Annotated in this window: 12 protein-coding genes; 5 read left to right on the top strand and 7 right to left on the bottom strand. The window is 68.8% G+C overall.

What is annotated here, in order from left to right; genetic code table 11:
• Positions 1-17: 17 nt before the first annotated feature.
• Genes ACKTT0_RS01400 through ACKTT0_RS01380 form a run of 5 tightly spaced genes read right to left on the bottom strand, consistent with a single transcriptional unit; the run spans position 18 to position 5,657 of the window.
• Positions 18-1,178, bottom strand: coding sequence for an ABC transporter substrate-binding protein (locus ACKTT0_RS01400; protein ID WP_407847503.1), 1,161 nt, complete (start codon positions 1,176-1,178; stop codon positions 18-20).
• A gap of 38 nt (positions 1,179-1,216) precedes the next feature.
• Positions 1,217-2,002, bottom strand: coding sequence for an alpha/beta fold hydrolase (locus ACKTT0_RS01395; protein WP_407852361.1), 786 nt, complete (start codon positions 2,000-2,002; stop codon positions 1,217-1,219).
• 38 nt (positions 2,003-2,040) lie between these two features.
• Positions 2,041-3,600, bottom strand: coding sequence for a benzoate-CoA ligase family protein (locus ACKTT0_RS01390; protein WP_407847501.1), 1,560 nt, complete (start codon positions 3,598-3,600; stop codon positions 2,041-2,043).
• Positions 3,601-3,637: 37 nt separating this feature from the next.
• Positions 3,638-5,182, bottom strand: a complete 1,545-nt coding sequence (locus ACKTT0_RS01385) for a 3,4-dehydroadipyl-CoA semialdehyde dehydrogenase (RefSeq protein WP_407847499.1) — start codon at positions 5,180-5,182, stop codon at positions 3,638-3,640.
• Between the two features lie 4 nt (positions 5,183-5,186).
• Positions 5,187-5,657 carry a 4-hydroxylaminobenzoate lyase gene (locus tag ACKTT0_RS01380; RefSeq protein WP_407847498.1) on the bottom strand — a complete coding sequence of 157 codons (471 nt, stop codon included), beginning with the start codon at positions 5,655-5,657 and terminating at the stop codon, positions 5,187-5,189.
• A 181-nt stretch (positions 5,658-5,838) separates the two neighbouring features.
• Between ACKTT0_RS01380 and ACKTT0_RS01375 the strand changes: the two genes are divergently transcribed.
• The 5 genes from ACKTT0_RS01375 (at position 5,839) to ACKTT0_RS01355 (ending at position 12,375) form a co-directional block, all read left to right on the top strand.
• A complete protein-coding gene (locus ACKTT0_RS01375; protein ID WP_407847496.1) occupies positions 5,839-6,747 on the top strand; it encodes a helix-turn-helix transcriptional regulator in 909 nt (302 codons plus the stop codon).
• 536 nt (positions 6,748-7,283) lie between these two features.
• Positions 7,284-8,942 carry a 2,3-epoxybenzoyl-CoA dihydrolase gene (gene boxC / locus ACKTT0_RS01370; RefSeq protein WP_407847494.1) on the top strand — a complete coding sequence of 553 codons (1,659 nt, stop codon included), beginning with the start codon at positions 7,284-7,286 and terminating at the stop codon, positions 8,940-8,942.
• 208 nt (positions 8,943-9,150) lie between these two features.
• On the top strand, positions 9,151-10,578 hold the full coding sequence (boxB, locus tag ACKTT0_RS01365; protein ID WP_407847493.1) for a benzoyl-CoA 2,3-epoxidase subunit BoxB: 1,428 nt from the start codon (positions 9,151-9,153) through the stop codon (positions 10,576-10,578).
• 16 nt (positions 10,579-10,594) lie between these two features.
• A complete protein-coding gene (gene boxA / locus ACKTT0_RS01360) occupies positions 10,595-11,848 on the top strand; it encodes a benzoyl-CoA 2,3-epoxidase subunit BoxA (protein ID WP_407847491.1) in 1,254 nt (417 codons plus the stop codon).
• Between the two features lie 83 nt (positions 11,849-11,931).
• Positions 11,932-12,375 (top strand): MaoC family dehydratase, encoded by a 444-nt coding sequence (locus ACKTT0_RS01355; RefSeq protein WP_028353177.1) that lies wholly within the window; start codon positions 11,932-11,934, stop codon positions 12,373-12,375.
• A 139-nt stretch (positions 12,376-12,514) separates the two neighbouring features.
• Here the strand turns inward: ACKTT0_RS01355 and ACKTT0_RS01350 are convergent, their stop codons facing one another.
• Together ACKTT0_RS01350 and ACKTT0_RS01345 are read right to left on the bottom strand one after the other, a co-directional pair.
• Positions 12,515-13,708, bottom strand: coding sequence for an acyl-CoA dehydrogenase (locus tag ACKTT0_RS01350; RefSeq protein WP_028353178.1), 1,194 nt, complete (start codon positions 13,706-13,708; stop codon positions 12,515-12,517).
• Positions 13,709-13,764: 56 nt separating this feature from the next.
• On the bottom strand, positions 13,765-15,459 hold the full coding sequence (locus tag ACKTT0_RS01345; protein WP_407847489.1) for a thiamine pyrophosphate-binding protein: 1,695 nt from the start codon (positions 15,457-15,459) through the stop codon (positions 13,765-13,767).
• Positions 15,460-15,479: the final 20 nt, after the last annotated feature.

Genomic DNA, 15,479 nt, shown 5'->3' with positions numbered 1-15,479 from the left:
GGTCCGCCCGGGGTGCGTCAGAGCTTGCAGCCGCGCGCCGGGTCGGCCAGCTGCCGGACCGCGACGTCGACCACCTTGTTCTCCTGGCCGGCCACCTGGCGCAGGTAGAGGTCCTGCACCGGATTGCCGGAGGGCGACAGCGTGAACTTGCCGCGCGGGCTGTCGATGGTGGCGCCGCGCATGGCGTCGCGGAAGGCCGTCTTGTTGGCGATATCGCCCTGCACCGCCTGCAGGCCCACCTGCATCAATTGCGCCGCGTCGTAGCCTTGCACGGCGTACACGTCGGGCTGCATGTTGTAGGCCTTGCGATAGTCGGCGCGGAAAGCATTGTCGCGCGGCGTGTCCAGCCCGTCGGCATAGTGCAGCGTGGTCAGCAGGCCCTGCGCCGCCGCGCCCTGGGCCGGCAGGGTGCCGTCGGTGAGAAAGCCGGTGCCGTACAGGGGAATGCTCTTCTGCAGGCCCGAGGCATGGTAGTCCTGCACGAACTTGACGGCGCCGCCGCCGGCGAAGAAGGCGAACACCATGTCGGGCTTGAGCGCCGCGATTTCCGTCAACAGCGATTGGAATTCCACGTTGGGAAAGGGCAGCGTCAGTTCCTTGACGACCTTGCCGCCGGCTTTCTCGAAGCCTTCCCGGAAGCCGCCGATCTGCTCCTCGCCCGCCGCGTACTTCCAGGTGATGGTCACCGCGGTCTTGTGCCCCTTGGCCGCCGCCACCGGGCCCATGGCGTAGCCGGGCTGCCAGTTGGAGAACGAGGTGCGGAAGATGCCCGGCCCGCACATCGGCCCGGTGATCGCGTCGGCGCCGGCATTGGTGACGATCAGCGTCGTGTCGCTGCCCTTGGCGGCCTTGGCCAGCGCCATCGCCACGCCCGAATGTACGGTGCCGATCAACACGTCGACCTGGTCGCGCTTGATCAGCCGGTTGGCGTTCTCGGAGGCCTTGGCCGGGTTGGACTCGTCGTCTACCTTGAAGTATTCGATCTCGCGGCCGCCCAGTTTGCCGCCCTGTTCGGCGACATATAGCTTGAAGCCGTTCTCGATGGCGGCGCCCAGCGCGGCATAGGTGCCGCTGTAGGGCAGCATGAAGCCGACCTTGATCTTGTCGGCGGCCGAGGCGCCGCCGGCGGCCAGTGCGAGCATACCGGCGGCGAGCGCGAGGGTCAGGGCGTGGTGCATGGTTTGTCTCCTGGTTATTGTCGGCCGGCCGCGCGGGCTCAGCCGGTCTTGCTCAGGCCGCCGACGAAATCGGCGACGGCCGCGATGACCGTGTCGGGTTGATCCTTGTGCGGCGCATGGCCGCAATCGGGAATCTCGAGCAGGCGCGCCTGCGGCGCCAGCCGGCGGATGCCGCGGATCTGCTCGAGCGTCCCGTATTCGTCGTCCACGCCTTGCAGCGCCAGCAGCGGGCAGCCGATGCGCGGCAGGTAGTCGCGGATATCCCAGGCGCGGAACGCCGGATCCAGCCAGATATCGTTCCAGCCCCAGAACGCCGAGCCGGGGTCGGCGTGATAGCGCGCCAGCCGGGCCGGCAGGTCGGTTTCCAGGTAGGCGCGGCGCGCCTGCCGGATGCTGGCGATGGCGACGTCCTCCACCATGATGTGCGGCGCCGCCGCCACCACGCCGGCTACCGCCTCGGGGTGCATGGCGGCGTACAGCAGCGCGATCGAGGCGCCGTCGCTGTGGCCGTACAGCACCGGGCGGTCGCGCGCGGCGTCGATGCCCAGCGCCTGGAACAGCGCTGGCAGCACCTCGCGCGCCTGGTGGTGCATGAAGTGCACCGGCCATTGCTCGTCCGGCGGGCGCGGCGTCGACTGTCCGTAGCCATAGCGCGAATACACCAGGCCGCGGCAGCCGGCCGCGTCGCAGGCGCGCTCCGGCCAGTCCTTCCACATGCTGGCCGAGCCCAGGCCTTCATGCAGGAAGACCAGCAATGGGGCGTCGCGCCGCGCCGGCGCGATCCAGCGATACTCCAGGCGCAGGTCGCGGCCCAGGGCGCGCAGTCCGGCCCAGGCCGTGGCGTCGGCGGTCGCGACGCTGCTCACAGCGCCGCCTCTTCCAGCTGCCGCAGGCGGAACCGCTGGATCTTGCCGGTGGCGGTCTTGGGCAGCTCTTCGGTGAAGTCGATCTGGCGCGGGTACTTGAAGGGCGCCAGGTGCTGCTTCACGTATTGCTGCAGCGCCGCGCCGGTGTCGGCATCGGGCCGGAAGCCGGGGCGCAGCACCACGTAGGCCTTGGTCTTGACCAGTCCCTCGTGGTCGGCCACGCCGATGACGGCGGCCTCCAGCACGGCCTCGTGCTGGATCAGCACGTTCTCGACCTCCACCGGCGACACGTACTGGCCGCTCACCTTGATCATGTCGTCGCTGCGGCCCGCATAGGTGTAGTAGCCGTCCGCATCGCACAGGTACTTGTCGCCGCTCTTGAGCCATTCGCCCTGGAAGCATTGGCGGGTCTTGTCGCGGTTGTTCCAGTACATCAGCGCGGTGCTGGGGCCCTTGATGTAGAGATCGCCGATCACGTTGGGCGGCACCGGGCGGCCGTCCTCGTCGCGCAACTGGACCTCGTAGCCGGGCACCGGCTTGCCGGTGGTCCCGTAGCGCAGCTGACCCGGCTGGTTCGAGATGAAGATGTGCAGCATCTCGGTCGAGCCGATGCCGTCCAGGATCTCGCAGCCGAACTGGCGCGTGAAGCGTTCGCCGATGTCGCGCGGCAGGGCCTCGCCGGCCGACGTGCAGACGCGCAGCGCGACCTGCCCGCGCGCCGGCAGCTCGGGGCTGGCCAGCATGCTGGCATACAGGGTGGGCACGCCGTAGAACACGGTCGGCTGGTGCTCGACCAGCCGCTTGAATACCGCCTGGGGGGTGGGGCGCTCGCTCATCACCACCACCGTCGCGCCCACCGACAACGGGAAGCTCAGCCCGTTGCCCAAGCCGTAGGCGAAGAACAGCTTGGCCGCCGAGAACACCACGTCGTCTTCGCGGATGCCCAGCACCGGCTTGGCGTACAGCTCCACCGTGTGCCACAGGTTGCCGTGGGTGTGCACCACGCCCTTGGGCTTGCCGGTGGAGCCGGACGAATAGAGCCAGAAGGCGATCTCGTCGGCCAGCGTGCGCACCGCCGGCATCAGCGGCGCCGCCGCCAGCAGGGCCTCGAATTCGCGCGCCTGGGGCGGCAGCGGGCCGGCCGGCTGCGAGACCAGCAAATGTTCGATTTCGTGCGGAGCCTTGGCCAGCGCGGTCTGCAGCGTGCCCAGCAGCGCGCCGGACACGAGCGCGGCGCGCGCGCGGCAATGGCCGGCGATATAGGCGTAGTCGTCCGGGGTCAGCAGGGTATTGACGGCGACCGGCACCACGCCGGCATGCAGCGCGCCCAGGAACGCCACCGGCCAGTCGACGCTGTCGTGCATTAGCAGCAGCACGCGTTCTTCGCGGCGCAGCCCCAGCGCGCGCAACGCCCCGGCGCAGCGCGCGACCCGCTCGGCCAGTTCGCCGTAGGTGATGCGCCGGGTGTCGTCGATATAGGCCGTCTTGGCGGCGCGCGGCGCATTCAGCGCGGCCAGGTGGCTGGCGAAGTTCAGCTCGGTGGGGCAGGGGTTCATGGTCTCTCTCCGATGTTCGGCTGTCGTCGCTGTGCGTTCACGCCAGCGCCTGCAGGCGCTGTGGCGCGCCCTGGATGGCGGCGCGGCGGTGGTACAAGCCCAGCGCGCGCAGGCCGCCCAGTTCTTCGCCGCCGCCGGCCCGGCCCGGGCCGCCATGCAGCGCCTGCGGCATCACATTGCCGTGGCCGGTGTGCGTCCGGGCGGCCTCGGGGCTGACCAAGTGCACGCGGCCGTGGCTGTCGGCCAGTTCCAGCGCGCTGCGCGCCAGGAATGCCGTGTCGTCGCTATATACCGAGGTCACCAGGGAACCCTGCCCGCGCCGCGCCAGCTCGTAGGCATGGCCGGCGTCGCGATAGGGCATCAGGGTGGCGAGCGGGCCGAATACCTCGCGGTCGTGCGCCAGCGGATGCGCATCGGGATCGGGCGCGCCCAGCAGCCAGGGCGCCACGCAGGCGGCGACCGCCGGGTCGGCGTCCAGCAACTGCACGCGGCCGCCGTCGAACAACACCTCGCTGCCCGCGCGCAGGGCCCGGATGCCCGCCTGCACATCGTCGTGCTGGGCGCGGCTGACCAGCGAGCCCATGCGCACCGCGGGGTTGCGCGGGTCGCCGACCGCGATGTCCGCCAGCGCCGCCGCGATGGCCTCGGCCGTGCGCGCGTAGGCCGCGCGCGGCACCAGGATGCGGCGGATGGCCGTGCATTTCTGGCCCGATTTCACGGTGATCTCGCGCACCGCTTCGCGCACCAGCGCGTCGAACGCCGCGCCGCCGGCGGCCGCGTCCGGGCCCAGCAGCGCGCAGTTCAGGCTGTCGGTCTCGGCGTTCATGCGCACGCCATCGCGCGCCACGCGTGGATGGGCGCGCAGCAGGGCGGCCGTGTCCGAGGAGCCGGTGAAGGACAGCACGTCGCCCGGGGCCAGCGCGTCCAGCAACCCGGCCGAGCTGCCGCATACCAGCGTCAGCGCGCCGGCCGGCAGGACGCCGGCGGCCAGTACGTCGGCCACCATCGCATGGGCCAGCCAGGCGGTCGCGGTGGCCGGCTTGACCACGATGGGCACGCCCGACAGCAGCGCCGGGCCGGCTTTCTCCCACAGGCCCCAGGACGGAAAATTGAAGGCGTTGATCAGCAGCGCCAGGCCGCGCACCGGCACCGCGATGTGCTGCACCTGGTAGGCGCCGTCGCGCGCCAGCGCGTCGGCCGGGCCGTCGGCGCGAAAACCCCGGTCGGCCAGGCCGGCGCCCAGCCTGGCGTAGTACGACAGGGTATAGATGCCGCCCTCGATGTCGACCGCGGAATCCTGTTTCACGGTGCCCGAATTGCGCAGGGCAATGTCGTAGTACTTGTCGCGGTTGGCCTGCAGCACTTCGGCCATCTGCCCCAGCAGCGCGGCGCGCTCGGCGTACGTCAGGGCGCGCAGCGCCGCGCCGCCGGTGCGGCGGGCCCAGCCGCAGGCGGCCGGCAGGTCGAGGCCGGTATTGTCGACCGCGGCCAGCGGCGCGCCCGACAGCGGGTCGCGCAACACCATGCCATCGCCCCGGCCCGCCTGCCATTGCCCCGCCACGTAATTGTGCAGTCGCTCCATATCGCTATGCCCGCGTGAATTCGATGGCGCCGCCGGGCAGCAGGTACAGCACCAGCGCGCGGCCGCCGCTGACGGTGGGGTGGTGCGCGCTGCCGGGGCCGTAGACCAGCCAGCCGGCGGGATGGCCGTCGAAGCGCGCAGCCTCGTCCAGCGGCATGATCAGGTCGATCTCGCCGTGCGGATGGGCATGGTGCGGGCCGGCAAGGCTCGGCATCTCCACCACGTCGACCGAAAAGCCCGCCAGTTCGTCGTCGGCGGGGAAGACGCGGCCATAGCGGATGCCGCCGCCTTCGCGGCCGCACAGCCAGCCCTCGGCCACGCCCTGTCGACAGGCGGCGAATACTTCGCGGTACGGCTGGCTGGCGGCGCCCATGTCGCGGTTGAGCCGTTCCTGCAGCGCCTGGTCCAGCGGCAGGCCGGCTAGCGGGGCGGTGATGCTGCGCATCAATTGATGGAATGACGCCGGGGGTTTCATGCTTGTCTCGTCCTTTACACTGTCGGCGCACTGGTCGCGGCGCATGCAATGAATTGCTTTTTTATGGTTTTTTTGCGCCCACCAGCGGTTGGTTTGAAGAAAAATAGTGCTTCACACCATCACAGTCAAGCACTATAGTGCATAAAACGCTGAAAATGAGGGTTTCCTCGGAGTCGATCGCATGATCCAAGCGCTAGACAAGGAATCATCGGAGCCGCGCCGCGAACCATTCCTGGTGGCGCTGGGCGAGCGCGTGCGGCGCCTGCGCGCCATACGCGGCATGACGCGCAAGAGCCTGTCCCAGGCAACCGGCGTGTCCGAGCGCCATTTGGCGAACCTGGAGCACGGCGTCGGCAACGCCTCCATCCTGGTGTTGCTGCAAATTGCCAAGGCCTTCAATTGCGCCCTGGCGGAACTGGTCGGCGACGTCACCACCGAATCGCCCGACTGGCTCTTGATCCGGGAGCTGCTCAGCGGCCGCACCGAATCCGACCTGCAGCGCGCCCGCGAGGCACTGGCACAGCTGTTCGGCGTCGGCGGCGGAGCGCAGCGCCCCAACCGTTTCCAGCGCGTGGCGCTCATCGGCCTGCGCGGCGCCGGCAAATCCACGCTGGGGCAGATGCTGGCCGACGACCTGGGCTATCCGTTCGTCGAACTCAACCGCGAGATCGAACGGGTGGCCGGCTGCAGCATCCTCGAAATCCACAACCTGTACGGGCCCAATGCCTATCGGCGCTACGAGCGCCGCGCTCTCGAGGAGGCGGTGCAGATCTACCCCGAGATGGTGCTGGCCACGCCGGGCGGGCTGGTGTCGGAGCCGGCCACGCTCAACCTGCTGCTGAGCCATTGCTACACGGTATGGCTGCGCGCCACGCCCGACGAACATATGGCGCGGGTCATGGCGCAGGGAGATTTCCGTCCCATGTCCGGCAACAACGAAGCCATGGCCGACCTCAAGCGCATCCTGGCCGGGCGCGAGGCGTTCTATGCCAAGGCCGACCTGACCTGGGTGACCAGCGACTTGAGCCTGCAGGAGAGCTTCGGGGGGCTGCGGGCGCAGGTGCGCAAGGCTTGCGGGTTGCCGTTGTAGCAGCCGTGCTTGTCTGTCGGGCTGGTTGGCTGGTTGGCTGGTTGGCTGGGTGTTGGTGTTCTATTGGCGTCGCCGGCGGGCGGCGGGGCGGGCGGGGCTTCACGGCGCCGTCCGGGCGCCCCGCGCGCCCGGAATCGCTACGCTCGCCTCGTCCGGCCCGTCCGGGCCTCCCTACGGCGTCCGCTCGCTCGGCCCCGAGGCGCCCCGCCCGCCCCGCCGCCCGCCGGCGACTTGCAATGGACGCATGGCCAGCGGCGCGGGGCAGGTAGGGGTTCTTGCGCTTCGTTGCTACGGGGGGGGGGGGAAAGAGGAGCGTCTTGCGGGGCCGCGTCTGCAGTCCGCCCTGCGCGGCCTGCAGGCGCATTTGTAACGGGGGCGGGCACGGCAGGCGGGTGTGGCGAGCCCGGGTGTCGCGGAAGGGCGGGCAGGGGAAACTGCATTTTTGTGCATCTGGTGCTTGACGGGCTTTTTTTTCTGCACTAATCTGCACTTTAATTCATCTAATGCAGTATTGTTCATACTCCAGGAGACGCATCATGAGCAGCCCCGCCACCCGCGTGGACTTCCAGACGGAGCCGGCCCGGTATCGGCACTGGAAATTGAAATTCGACGGCGCCATCGCCACGCTGGCGATGGATGTAGCCGAGGACGGGGGCTTGCGGCCCGGGTACAAGCTGAAGCTGAACTCGTATGACCTGGGGGTGGATATCGAGCTGCACGACGCCCTGCAGCGCATCCGCTTCGAGCATCCCGAGGTGCGCACGGTCGTCGTCACCAGCATGAAGGACCGCATCTTCTGCTCGGGCGCGAATATCTTCATGCTGGGCTTGTCGTCGCACGCCTGGAAGGTGAATTTCTGCAAGTTCACCAACGAGACTCGCAATGGCATCGAGGATTCCAGCCGGTACGGCGGGCTGAAGTTCATCGCGGCGCTCAATGGCGCGTGCGCCGGCGGCGGCTATGAGCTGGCGCTGGCCTGCGACGAGATCGTGCTGGTCGACGACCGCTCGTCGGCCGTGGCCCTGCCGGAAGTCCCGCTGCTGGGCGTGCTGCCGGGCACCGGCGGGCTCACGCGCGTCACCGACAAGCGCAAGGTGCGGCACGACCATGCCGATATTTTCTGCACCCTGGTGGAAGGGGTGCGCGGGCAGCGCGCCAAGGACTGGCGGCTGGTGGACCAGGTGGTCAAGCCGGCCCAGTTCGAGGCGGCGGTGCGCGCGCGCGCCGAGGAGCTGGCCGCCGGCAGCGACCGGCCGGCGCAGGCGCGCGGCGTGGCCCTGACCCCGCTGGAGCGCCGTGTCGAGGAAGACCGCCTGTCTTATCGCTACGTAGAGGTGGCGTTCGATCGCGACAAGCGGCTGGCCACCTGGACAGTGCGGGCGCCGCAAGCGCCGGTGGAGCAGGAGGTGGACGCCATCGTCGCGGCCGGCGCGGCCTGGTGGCCGCTGCAGATGGCACGCGAGCTGGATGACGCGATCCTGAGCCTGCGTACCAACGAGCCCGACCTGGGCACCTGGGTCTTCAAGACCGAAGGCGACATCCAGGCCGTGCTGGCGGCCGACGCGGCCTTGCAGCAGCACGGCGACCACTGGTTCGTGCGCGAGACAGCCGGCATGCTGCGCCGCACGCTGGCGCGGCTGGACGTCACGTCGCGTTCGATCTTCGCGCTGATCGAGCCCGGTTCCTGCTTTGCCGGCACCCTGTTCGAGCTGGCCCTGGCGGCCGACCGCATCTACATGCTCGACGACGAGGATGCCGACAGCCCGGCGCAGATCGTGGTGGGCGAACGCAATTTCGGCGCTTACCCGCTGGTCAGCGGGCAGAGCCGCCTGCAGCGGCGCTTTTACGAGGAAACGCTGCCGCTGGAGGCCGTCCGGGCCGCCGCCGGGCAATTGCTGCCCGCCGCGCGCGCGCTCGAACTGGGCCTGGTTACTTTCGCGCCCGACAGCATCGACTGGGACGATGAAGTGCGCCTGGCGCTCGAAGAGCGGCGCGCCCTGTCGCCGGACGCACTGACCGGCCTGGAAGCCAACTTGCGCTTCGGCGGGCGCGAAACCATGGAGACGCGCATTTTCGGCCGCCTGACCGCCTGGCAGAACTGGATCTTCAACCGTCCCAACGCCGCCGGCGAAAAGGGCGCGCTGAAACTCTACGGCAAGGGCGAGCAGGCCGCCTTCGACTGGAACCGTGTGTAGGTGTCAGGCGCCCGAGGTGCCTGACACCTGGCAGAAAGTCCGGCATTGAGCAGGCGCCAGGCTCCAAAGATGCCTGGCACCCCCCAGACGAATCGGCATTGAGCAGGTGTCAGGCTCCGAAGGTGCCTGACACCTCCCCAGGAAAAACGGTATTCCCCCAATTCACCCGGCGACGGCCCGCATGCCGTCCACCAAGGAGAGAGCAGACATGTCCGGCATCAACTACACCGAGAAGATCCCCAACAACGTCAACCTGTCCGGCGACCGCGCGCTGCAGCGCGCGCTCGAGCACTGGCAGCCCAATTACCTGCAATGGTGGCAGGACATGGGCCCCGACGGCTCGCACGGCTTCGACGTCTACCTGCGCACGGCGGTCAGCGTGGAGCCCGACGGCTGGGCCCATTTCGACCACGTGAAGATGCCCGACTACCGCTGGGGCATCTTCCTGGCGCCGCAGGACGGCCAGCGCAAGATCCATTTCGGCGAGAACCTGGGGCGCGACGTCTGGCAGGACGTGCCGGGCGAGCATCGCGCCAACCTGCGGCGCATCATCGTCACCCAGGGCGATACCGAGCCGGCCTCGATCGAGCAGCAGCGCCACCTGGGCATGACCGCGCCGTCGCAGTACGACCTGCGCAACCTGTTCCAGATCAACGTCGAGGAAGGCCGCCACCTGTGGGCCATGGTGTACCTGCTGCACCGCTATTTCGGCCGCGACGGCCGCGAAGAGGCCGACGCGCTGCTCGAGCGCAGTTCGGGCGACGCGGACAATCCGCGCATTCTGGGCGCCTTCAACGAGAAGACGCCCGACTGGCTGGCCTTCTACATGTTCACGTATTTCACCGACCGCGACGGCAAGTTCCAGTTGTGTGCGCTGGCCGAATCCGGCTTCGATCCGCTGGCCCGCACCACCAAGTTCATGCTCACCGAGGAAGCGCATCACATGTTCGTGGGCGAATCGGGCGTGTCGCGCATCATCCAGCGCACCTGCGAGGTCATGAAGCAGCTCAAGACCGACGACCCGGCCACGGTGCGCGCCGCCGGCGTGATCGACCTGCCGACCATCCAGCGCTACCTGAACTTCCACTACAGCGTCACCATCGACCTGTTCGGCGCCGACCAGTCGTCCAATGCCGCCATCTTCTACAGCTCCGGCCTGAAAGGGCGCTACGAGGAAGGCAAGCGCAACGACGACCACCAGCTCAAGAACGACACCTACCGCGTGCTGACCGTCGAGGGTGGCAAGCTGCGCGAGATCGAGGTGCCGATGCTCAATGCCCTGAACGAAGTGCTGCGCGACGACTTCATCCGCGACTCCATGGCGGGCGTCGGGCGCTGGAACAAGGTCATCGAGAAAAGCGGCCTGCCGTTCCGCCTGTCGGTGCCGCACAAGGCGTTCAACCGCCAGATCGGCACCCTGGCCGGCATTCGCGTGGCGCCCGAGGGCGAAGTGCTGAGCGAGTCGCAATGGCTGGCCAACCGCGACAAATGGCTGCCCACCGAAGAAGACCGCGCTTTCGTCGCTTCGCTGATGGGCCGCGTGGCCGAGCCGGGCAAGTTCGCCAACTGGATCGCGCCGCCGGTCATGGGGGTCAACCGCCAGCCGGTGAACTTCGAGTACGTGCGCTTCAACTAGGAACAGGAGCCCGGCAATGAACGCGCCCTTGCCGCCCGAAGTGCTCAAGCAGCATTTGATCGACCCGGAAATCTGCATCCGCTGCAATACCTGCGAGGAAACCTGCCCGGTCGATGCCATCACGCACGACGGCACCAACTACGTAGTCGATCCGGGCATCTGCAACGGCTGCATGGCCTGCGTGCCGCCGTGTCCGACCGGATCGATCGACAACTGGCGGCTGGTGCTGCGGTCCGAGGCCTATAGCCTGCAGGAGCAATTCGGCTGGGACGAGTTGCCGGGCGAGAAGCCGCTGCCGGAGAACCTGGCGGATGGCGCGCCGGCGGACGACGCGGCCGCGGCGCCCTCGACCGCCGCCGTCGAGGCGCCGGTCGCGTCCGCGCCATCGCTGCCCGGCGCCAGCGTGCCGCCGTGGTCGGCCGCGCATCCGTATGTGAACCTGTACACCCACAAGGCGCCGGCCACCGCCACCGTGGTGGGCAACTACCGGGTCACCGACGAGGACACCGGCAGCGATATCCACCACATCGTGCTGGATTTCGGCAATGTGCCGTTTCCCGTGCTGGAAGGACAGTCCATCGGCATCCTGCCGCCCGGCACCGACGCCCAGGGCCGGCCGCACCACGCGCGCCAGTATTCGCTGGCCAGCCCGCGCGATGGCGAGCGGGCCGGCTATAACAACCTGTCGCTGACGGTGAAGCGCGTCACCGAGGACCACCAGGGCCGGCCGGCGCGCGGCGTGTGCTCCAACTACCTGTGCGACCTGGCCAAGAACGACACCGTCCAGGTGATCGGCCCGTTCGGCAATACCTTCCTGATGCCCAACCACGCCGGCGCCAACCTGGTGATGATCTGCACCGGCACCGGCTCGGCGCCGATGCGGGCCATGACCGAGCGCTACCGGCGCCGCATCGCGCGCGGCACCAATGGCCGGCTGATGCTGTTCTTCGGCGCGCGCACCCAGCGCGAGCTGCCTTATTTCGGGCCGCTGATGAAACTGCCGCGCGATTTCATCGACATCAACCTGGCGCTGTCGCGCGAAGCGTCGCAGCCCAGGCGCTATGTGCAGGACATGATCCGCGAACGCGCCGCCGATGTGCTGGCGCTGCTGGCCGACGCCAACACCTGCATTTATGTGTGCGGCCTGAAGGGAATGGAAGCCGGGGTGCTGGAAGCGCTGCGCGATGTCGTCGTGCAAGCCGGGCAGGATTGGTCTATCCTGCATGATGCGCTGCGCCGCGAGGGGCGGCTGCACTTCGAAACCTACTAGCCGGCGCCCCTGCGCGCGCGGCGCCAGCCGACACCACGAGAACCGGCGTGCCAGGCACGCCGGTTGTCATTCGAGAAGCCGAAATGAAGTTCGCCGAATTCAAGGAAGGCATGCTGATCAAGGCCGGGCCGGTTACCGTGACCGAGGCCGAGATCCTGCATTTCGCCCGCCAGTACGACCCGCAGTGGTTCCACACCGATGTCGAGCGCGCCGCCCAAGGGCGCTGGGGCGGCCTGATCGCCAGCGGCTGGCATACCTGCGCGCTGGCCATGCGCATGGCGGTCGAGGCCGCGCTGCACGATTCCGAGTCGTTCGGTTCGCCGGGGCTGGGGGAAGTGCGCTGGCGCGTGCCGGTCAGGCCGGGCGACGCATTGCGCCTGGAGGCGCGCGTGCAGGCGGTGCGCCGCTCCACCTCGCGGGCGGACCTCGGCATCATCTCCTGGAACTGGATCGTCCTGAACCAGCACGACGAAGCCGTGCTGGAACTGGACGCCACCAGCCTGTTCGACCTGGGCGGCGGCAACTGACGGGCTGCCCGGTCGCTTACAGGTGTCAGGCTCCGCAGGTGCCTGACACCCTTGTGTGCCCAGACTGTCTCAGCCGTACGGTGTCAGGCACCCTGGCGGGAGCCTGACACCTGGCTCGGCCTGGGCAGCGCGCCGCGGCTTAGCAGAACGCCTGGATGCCCGTCTGCGCGCGGCCCAGGATCAACGCGTGCACGTCGTGCGTGCCTTCGTAGGTGTTGACCACTTCCAGGTTCACCAGGTGGCGCGCCACGCCGAACTCGTCGGAGATGCCGTTGCCGCCCAGCATGTCGCGGGCCAGGCGGGCGATGTCCAGCGCCTTGCCGCACGAATTGCGCTTCATGATGGAAGTGATTTCCACCGCGGCCGTGCCTTCGTCCTTCATGCGGCCCAGGCGCAGGCAGCCCTGCAGGCCCAGCGTGATCTCGGTCTGCATGTCGGCCAGCTTCTTCTGGATGAGCTGGTTGGCAGCCAGCGGGCGGCCGAATTGCTTGCGGTCCAGCGTGTACTGGCGGGCAGTGTGCCAGCAGGCCTCGGCCGCGCCCAGGGCGCCCCAGGCGATGCCATAGCGCGCCGAGTTCAGGCAGGTGAAGGGGCCGCGCAGGCCGGACACTTCCGGCAGCATCTGCTCGGCCGACACTTCGACCTCGTCCATGACGATCTCGCCCGTGATCGAGGCGCGCAGGCCCACCTTGCCGTGGATGGCCGGGGCCGACAGGCCCTTCATGCCTTTTTCCAGGATGAAGCCGCGGATCTTGCCGTCGTAGTCGCCGCCCACGCATTTGGCCCACACCACGAACACGTCGGCGATAGGCGAATTGGTGATCCACATCTTGTTGCCCGACAGCTTGTAGCCGCTGCCGGTCTGCACGGCGCGGGTTTCCATGCCGTTGGGGTCGGAGCCGTGGTTGGGCTCGGTCAGGCCGAAGCAGCCGATCCACTCGCCGCTGGCCAGCTTGGGCAGGTATTTCTGCTTCTGGGCTTCGCTTCCGAATTCATTGATGGGAACCATCACCAGCGAGGACTGCACGCTCATCATCGAGCGATAGCCGGAATCGATGCGCTCGACTTCGCGGGCGATCAGGCCGTAGCTGACGTAGTTCAGCCCGGCGCCGCCGTATTCGGTGGGAATGGTGGCGCCCAGCAGGCCCAGCTCGCCCATCTCGGCGAAGATCTTCGGGTCGGTCTGCTCGTTGCGGAAGGCATTGAGCACCCGCGGCGCCAGCTTGTCCTGCGCGTAGGCGGCGGCGGCGTCGCGCACCATGCGCTCTTCGTCGGTGAGTTGCTGGTCGAGCAGCAGCGGGTCTTGCCAATGGAAGGAGGGGTTCGAGGACATGTGGATCTCCGTGCGTATGTCTTGGATGCGGGTGCGATGCGGCGCCGGGCCCGGGCTTATTGCCCGGCCTGGAGCGCCGCGGCGCGGATTTTTTCCAGCGTGGTCGACGGGGTGATGGTCTCCGGGTCGATCAGGCAGTGCAGGATGGCCGGCTTGCCGCTGGCCAGGGCACGCTCGAACGCCGGCGCGAACTGTTCGGTGCGCTCGACGCGCTCGCCATGGCCGCCGAAGGCCTGCGCATAGGCGGCGAAATCCGGATTCTGCAGCGACGTGGCCGAGACGCGGCCGGGGTAGTGTTTTTCCTGGTGCATGCGGATGGTGCCGTACATGCCGTTGTCGACCAGTACCACGATGATGGGCAGGCCGTACTGCACGGCGGTGGCGAATTCCTGGCCGTGCATCATGAAGCAGCCGTCGCCGGCGAAGCACACCACGGTCTTGTCGGGCTGCACGCGCTTGGCCCCCACGGCGGCGGGCAGGCCGTAGCCCATCGAGCCCGAGGTGGGCGCCAATTGCGTGCCGTAGCGGGTGAAGCGGTGGAAGCGGTGCAGCCAGGTGGCGTAGTTGCCCGCGCCGTTGGTCATGATGGAGTCGGGCGGCAGGGTTTTTTCCAGGTACGCCATGATCTCGCCCATCTGCAGCGCGCCGGGAGTGCGCACCGGCGCCGGGTCGCTCCAGGCCAGGTACGACTGGCGCATGGCCGCGGTGCCTTCGGCCCAGGCCGGCTGCGCCGGCCCCTGCACTCCCGCCAGCGCCTGCGCGAACGCGGCCGGCGAGGTGTTGATGGCCAGGCTGGCGCGGTAGACCCGGCCCAGTTCGGCGCTGTCGGGGTGCACGTGCACCAGCTTCTGGCGCGGCACCGGAATGTCCAGCAGCGTATAGGCCTGGCTCGGGCTTTCCGACATGCGGCCGCCCACCAGCAGGATCAGGTCCGCATCGGCCACGCGCTTGGCCAGCGCGGGGTTCAGCCCCAGGCCCACGTCGCCGATGAAGCAGGGATGGTCGGCCGGGAACAGCATCTGGCGCCGGAACGACACGGCGGTGGGCAGCGCCAGGCGCTGCGCGAAATCGGCGAACTGCGCGACGGCCTCGGCGCTCCAGCGCGACCCGCCCAGGATCGCCATGGGCGCGCGCGCCTGGGCCAGCATGGCCTGCAACTGGTCGAGCTGCGCGGCGGCGGGCGCGGCGTCGATCACTTCATAGCGCGGCGCGTCGGCCACGCTGGCGGTCTCGGTCAGCATGTCCTCGGGCAGCGCGATCACCACCGGGCCGGGCCGGCCCGAGGTGGCCACGTGGAAGGCGCGCGACACCAGCTCGGGAATGCGTTCGACCTGGTCGATCTCGGTGACCCACTTGGCCTGCGTGCCGAACACCGCGCGGTAGTCCATTTCCTGGAAGGCCTCGCGTTCGCGCATGCCGCGCTCGATCTGGCCGACGAACAGGATCAGCGGGGTGGAGTCCTGCTTGGCGATGTGCACGCCCGCCATGGCATTGGCGGCGCCCGGGCCGCGCGTGACCATGCAGATGCCCGGCTCGCCCGTGAGCTTGCCGTGCGCGTCGGCCATCATGGCGGCGCCGCCTTCCTGGCGGCAGACGGTGACGTCGATGCGGGCGTCGTGCAGGCCGTCCAGCACGGCCAGGTAGCTTTCGCCGGGCACGCAGAACACGTGCTTGACGCCATGGGCGGCCAGTTGGTCGACCAGGATGTGGCCGCCCAGGCGGGGTACGGGGGAAGAAGTAGGTGTCGTCATAATCAACCGGAATCCAAGCC

Origin of the sequence: Bordetella saccharivorans, assembly GCF_045862855.1 — a bacterium.
Lineage (GTDB): Bacteria > Pseudomonadota > Gammaproteobacteria > Burkholderiales > Burkholderiaceae_B > Bordetella_A > Bordetella_A petrii_F.
This window is presented reverse-complemented; position numbering and strand designations above follow the sequence as displayed.

Excerpts from the sequence above, each read along its gene's own strand:
- ACKTT0_RS01400 (WP_407847503.1), bottom strand. The coding sequence starts at position 1,178 with ATGCACCACGCCCTGACCCTCGCGCTCGCCGCCGGTATGCTCGCACTG.
- ACKTT0_RS01390 (WP_407847501.1), bottom strand. The coding sequence starts at position 3,600 with ATGAACCCCTGCCCCACCGAGCTGAACTTCGCCAGCCACCTGGCCGCG.
- ACKTT0_RS01385 (WP_407847499.1), bottom strand. The coding sequence starts at position 5,182 with ATGGAGCGACTGCACAATTACGTGGCGGGGCAATGGCAGGCGGGCCGG.
- ACKTT0_RS01380 (WP_407847498.1), bottom strand. The coding sequence starts at position 5,657 with ATGAAACCCCCGGCGTCATTCCATCAATTGATGCGCAGCATCACCGCC.
- ACKTT0_RS01375 (WP_407847496.1), top strand. The coding sequence starts at position 5,839 with ATGATCCAAGCGCTAGACAAGGAATCATCGGAGCCGCGCCGCGAACCA.
- boxC (WP_407847494.1), top strand. The coding sequence starts at position 7,284 with ATGAGCAGCCCCGCCACCCGCGTGGACTTCCAGACGGAGCCGGCCCGG.
- boxB (WP_407847493.1), top strand. The coding sequence starts at position 9,151 with ATGTCCGGCATCAACTACACCGAGAAGATCCCCAACAACGTCAACCTG.
- boxA (WP_407847491.1), top strand. The coding sequence starts at position 10,595 with ATGAACGCGCCCTTGCCGCCCGAAGTGCTCAAGCAGCATTTGATCGAC.
- ACKTT0_RS01355 (WP_028353177.1), top strand. The coding sequence starts at position 11,932 with ATGAAGTTCGCCGAATTCAAGGAAGGCATGCTGATCAAGGCCGGGCCG.
- ACKTT0_RS01350 (WP_028353178.1), bottom strand. The coding sequence starts at position 13,708 with ATGTCCTCGAACCCCTCCTTCCATTGGCAAGACCCGCTGCTGCTCGAC.
- ACKTT0_RS01345 (WP_407847489.1), bottom strand. The coding sequence starts at position 15,459 with ATGACGACACCTACTTCTTCCCCCGTACCCCGCCTGGGCGGCCACATC.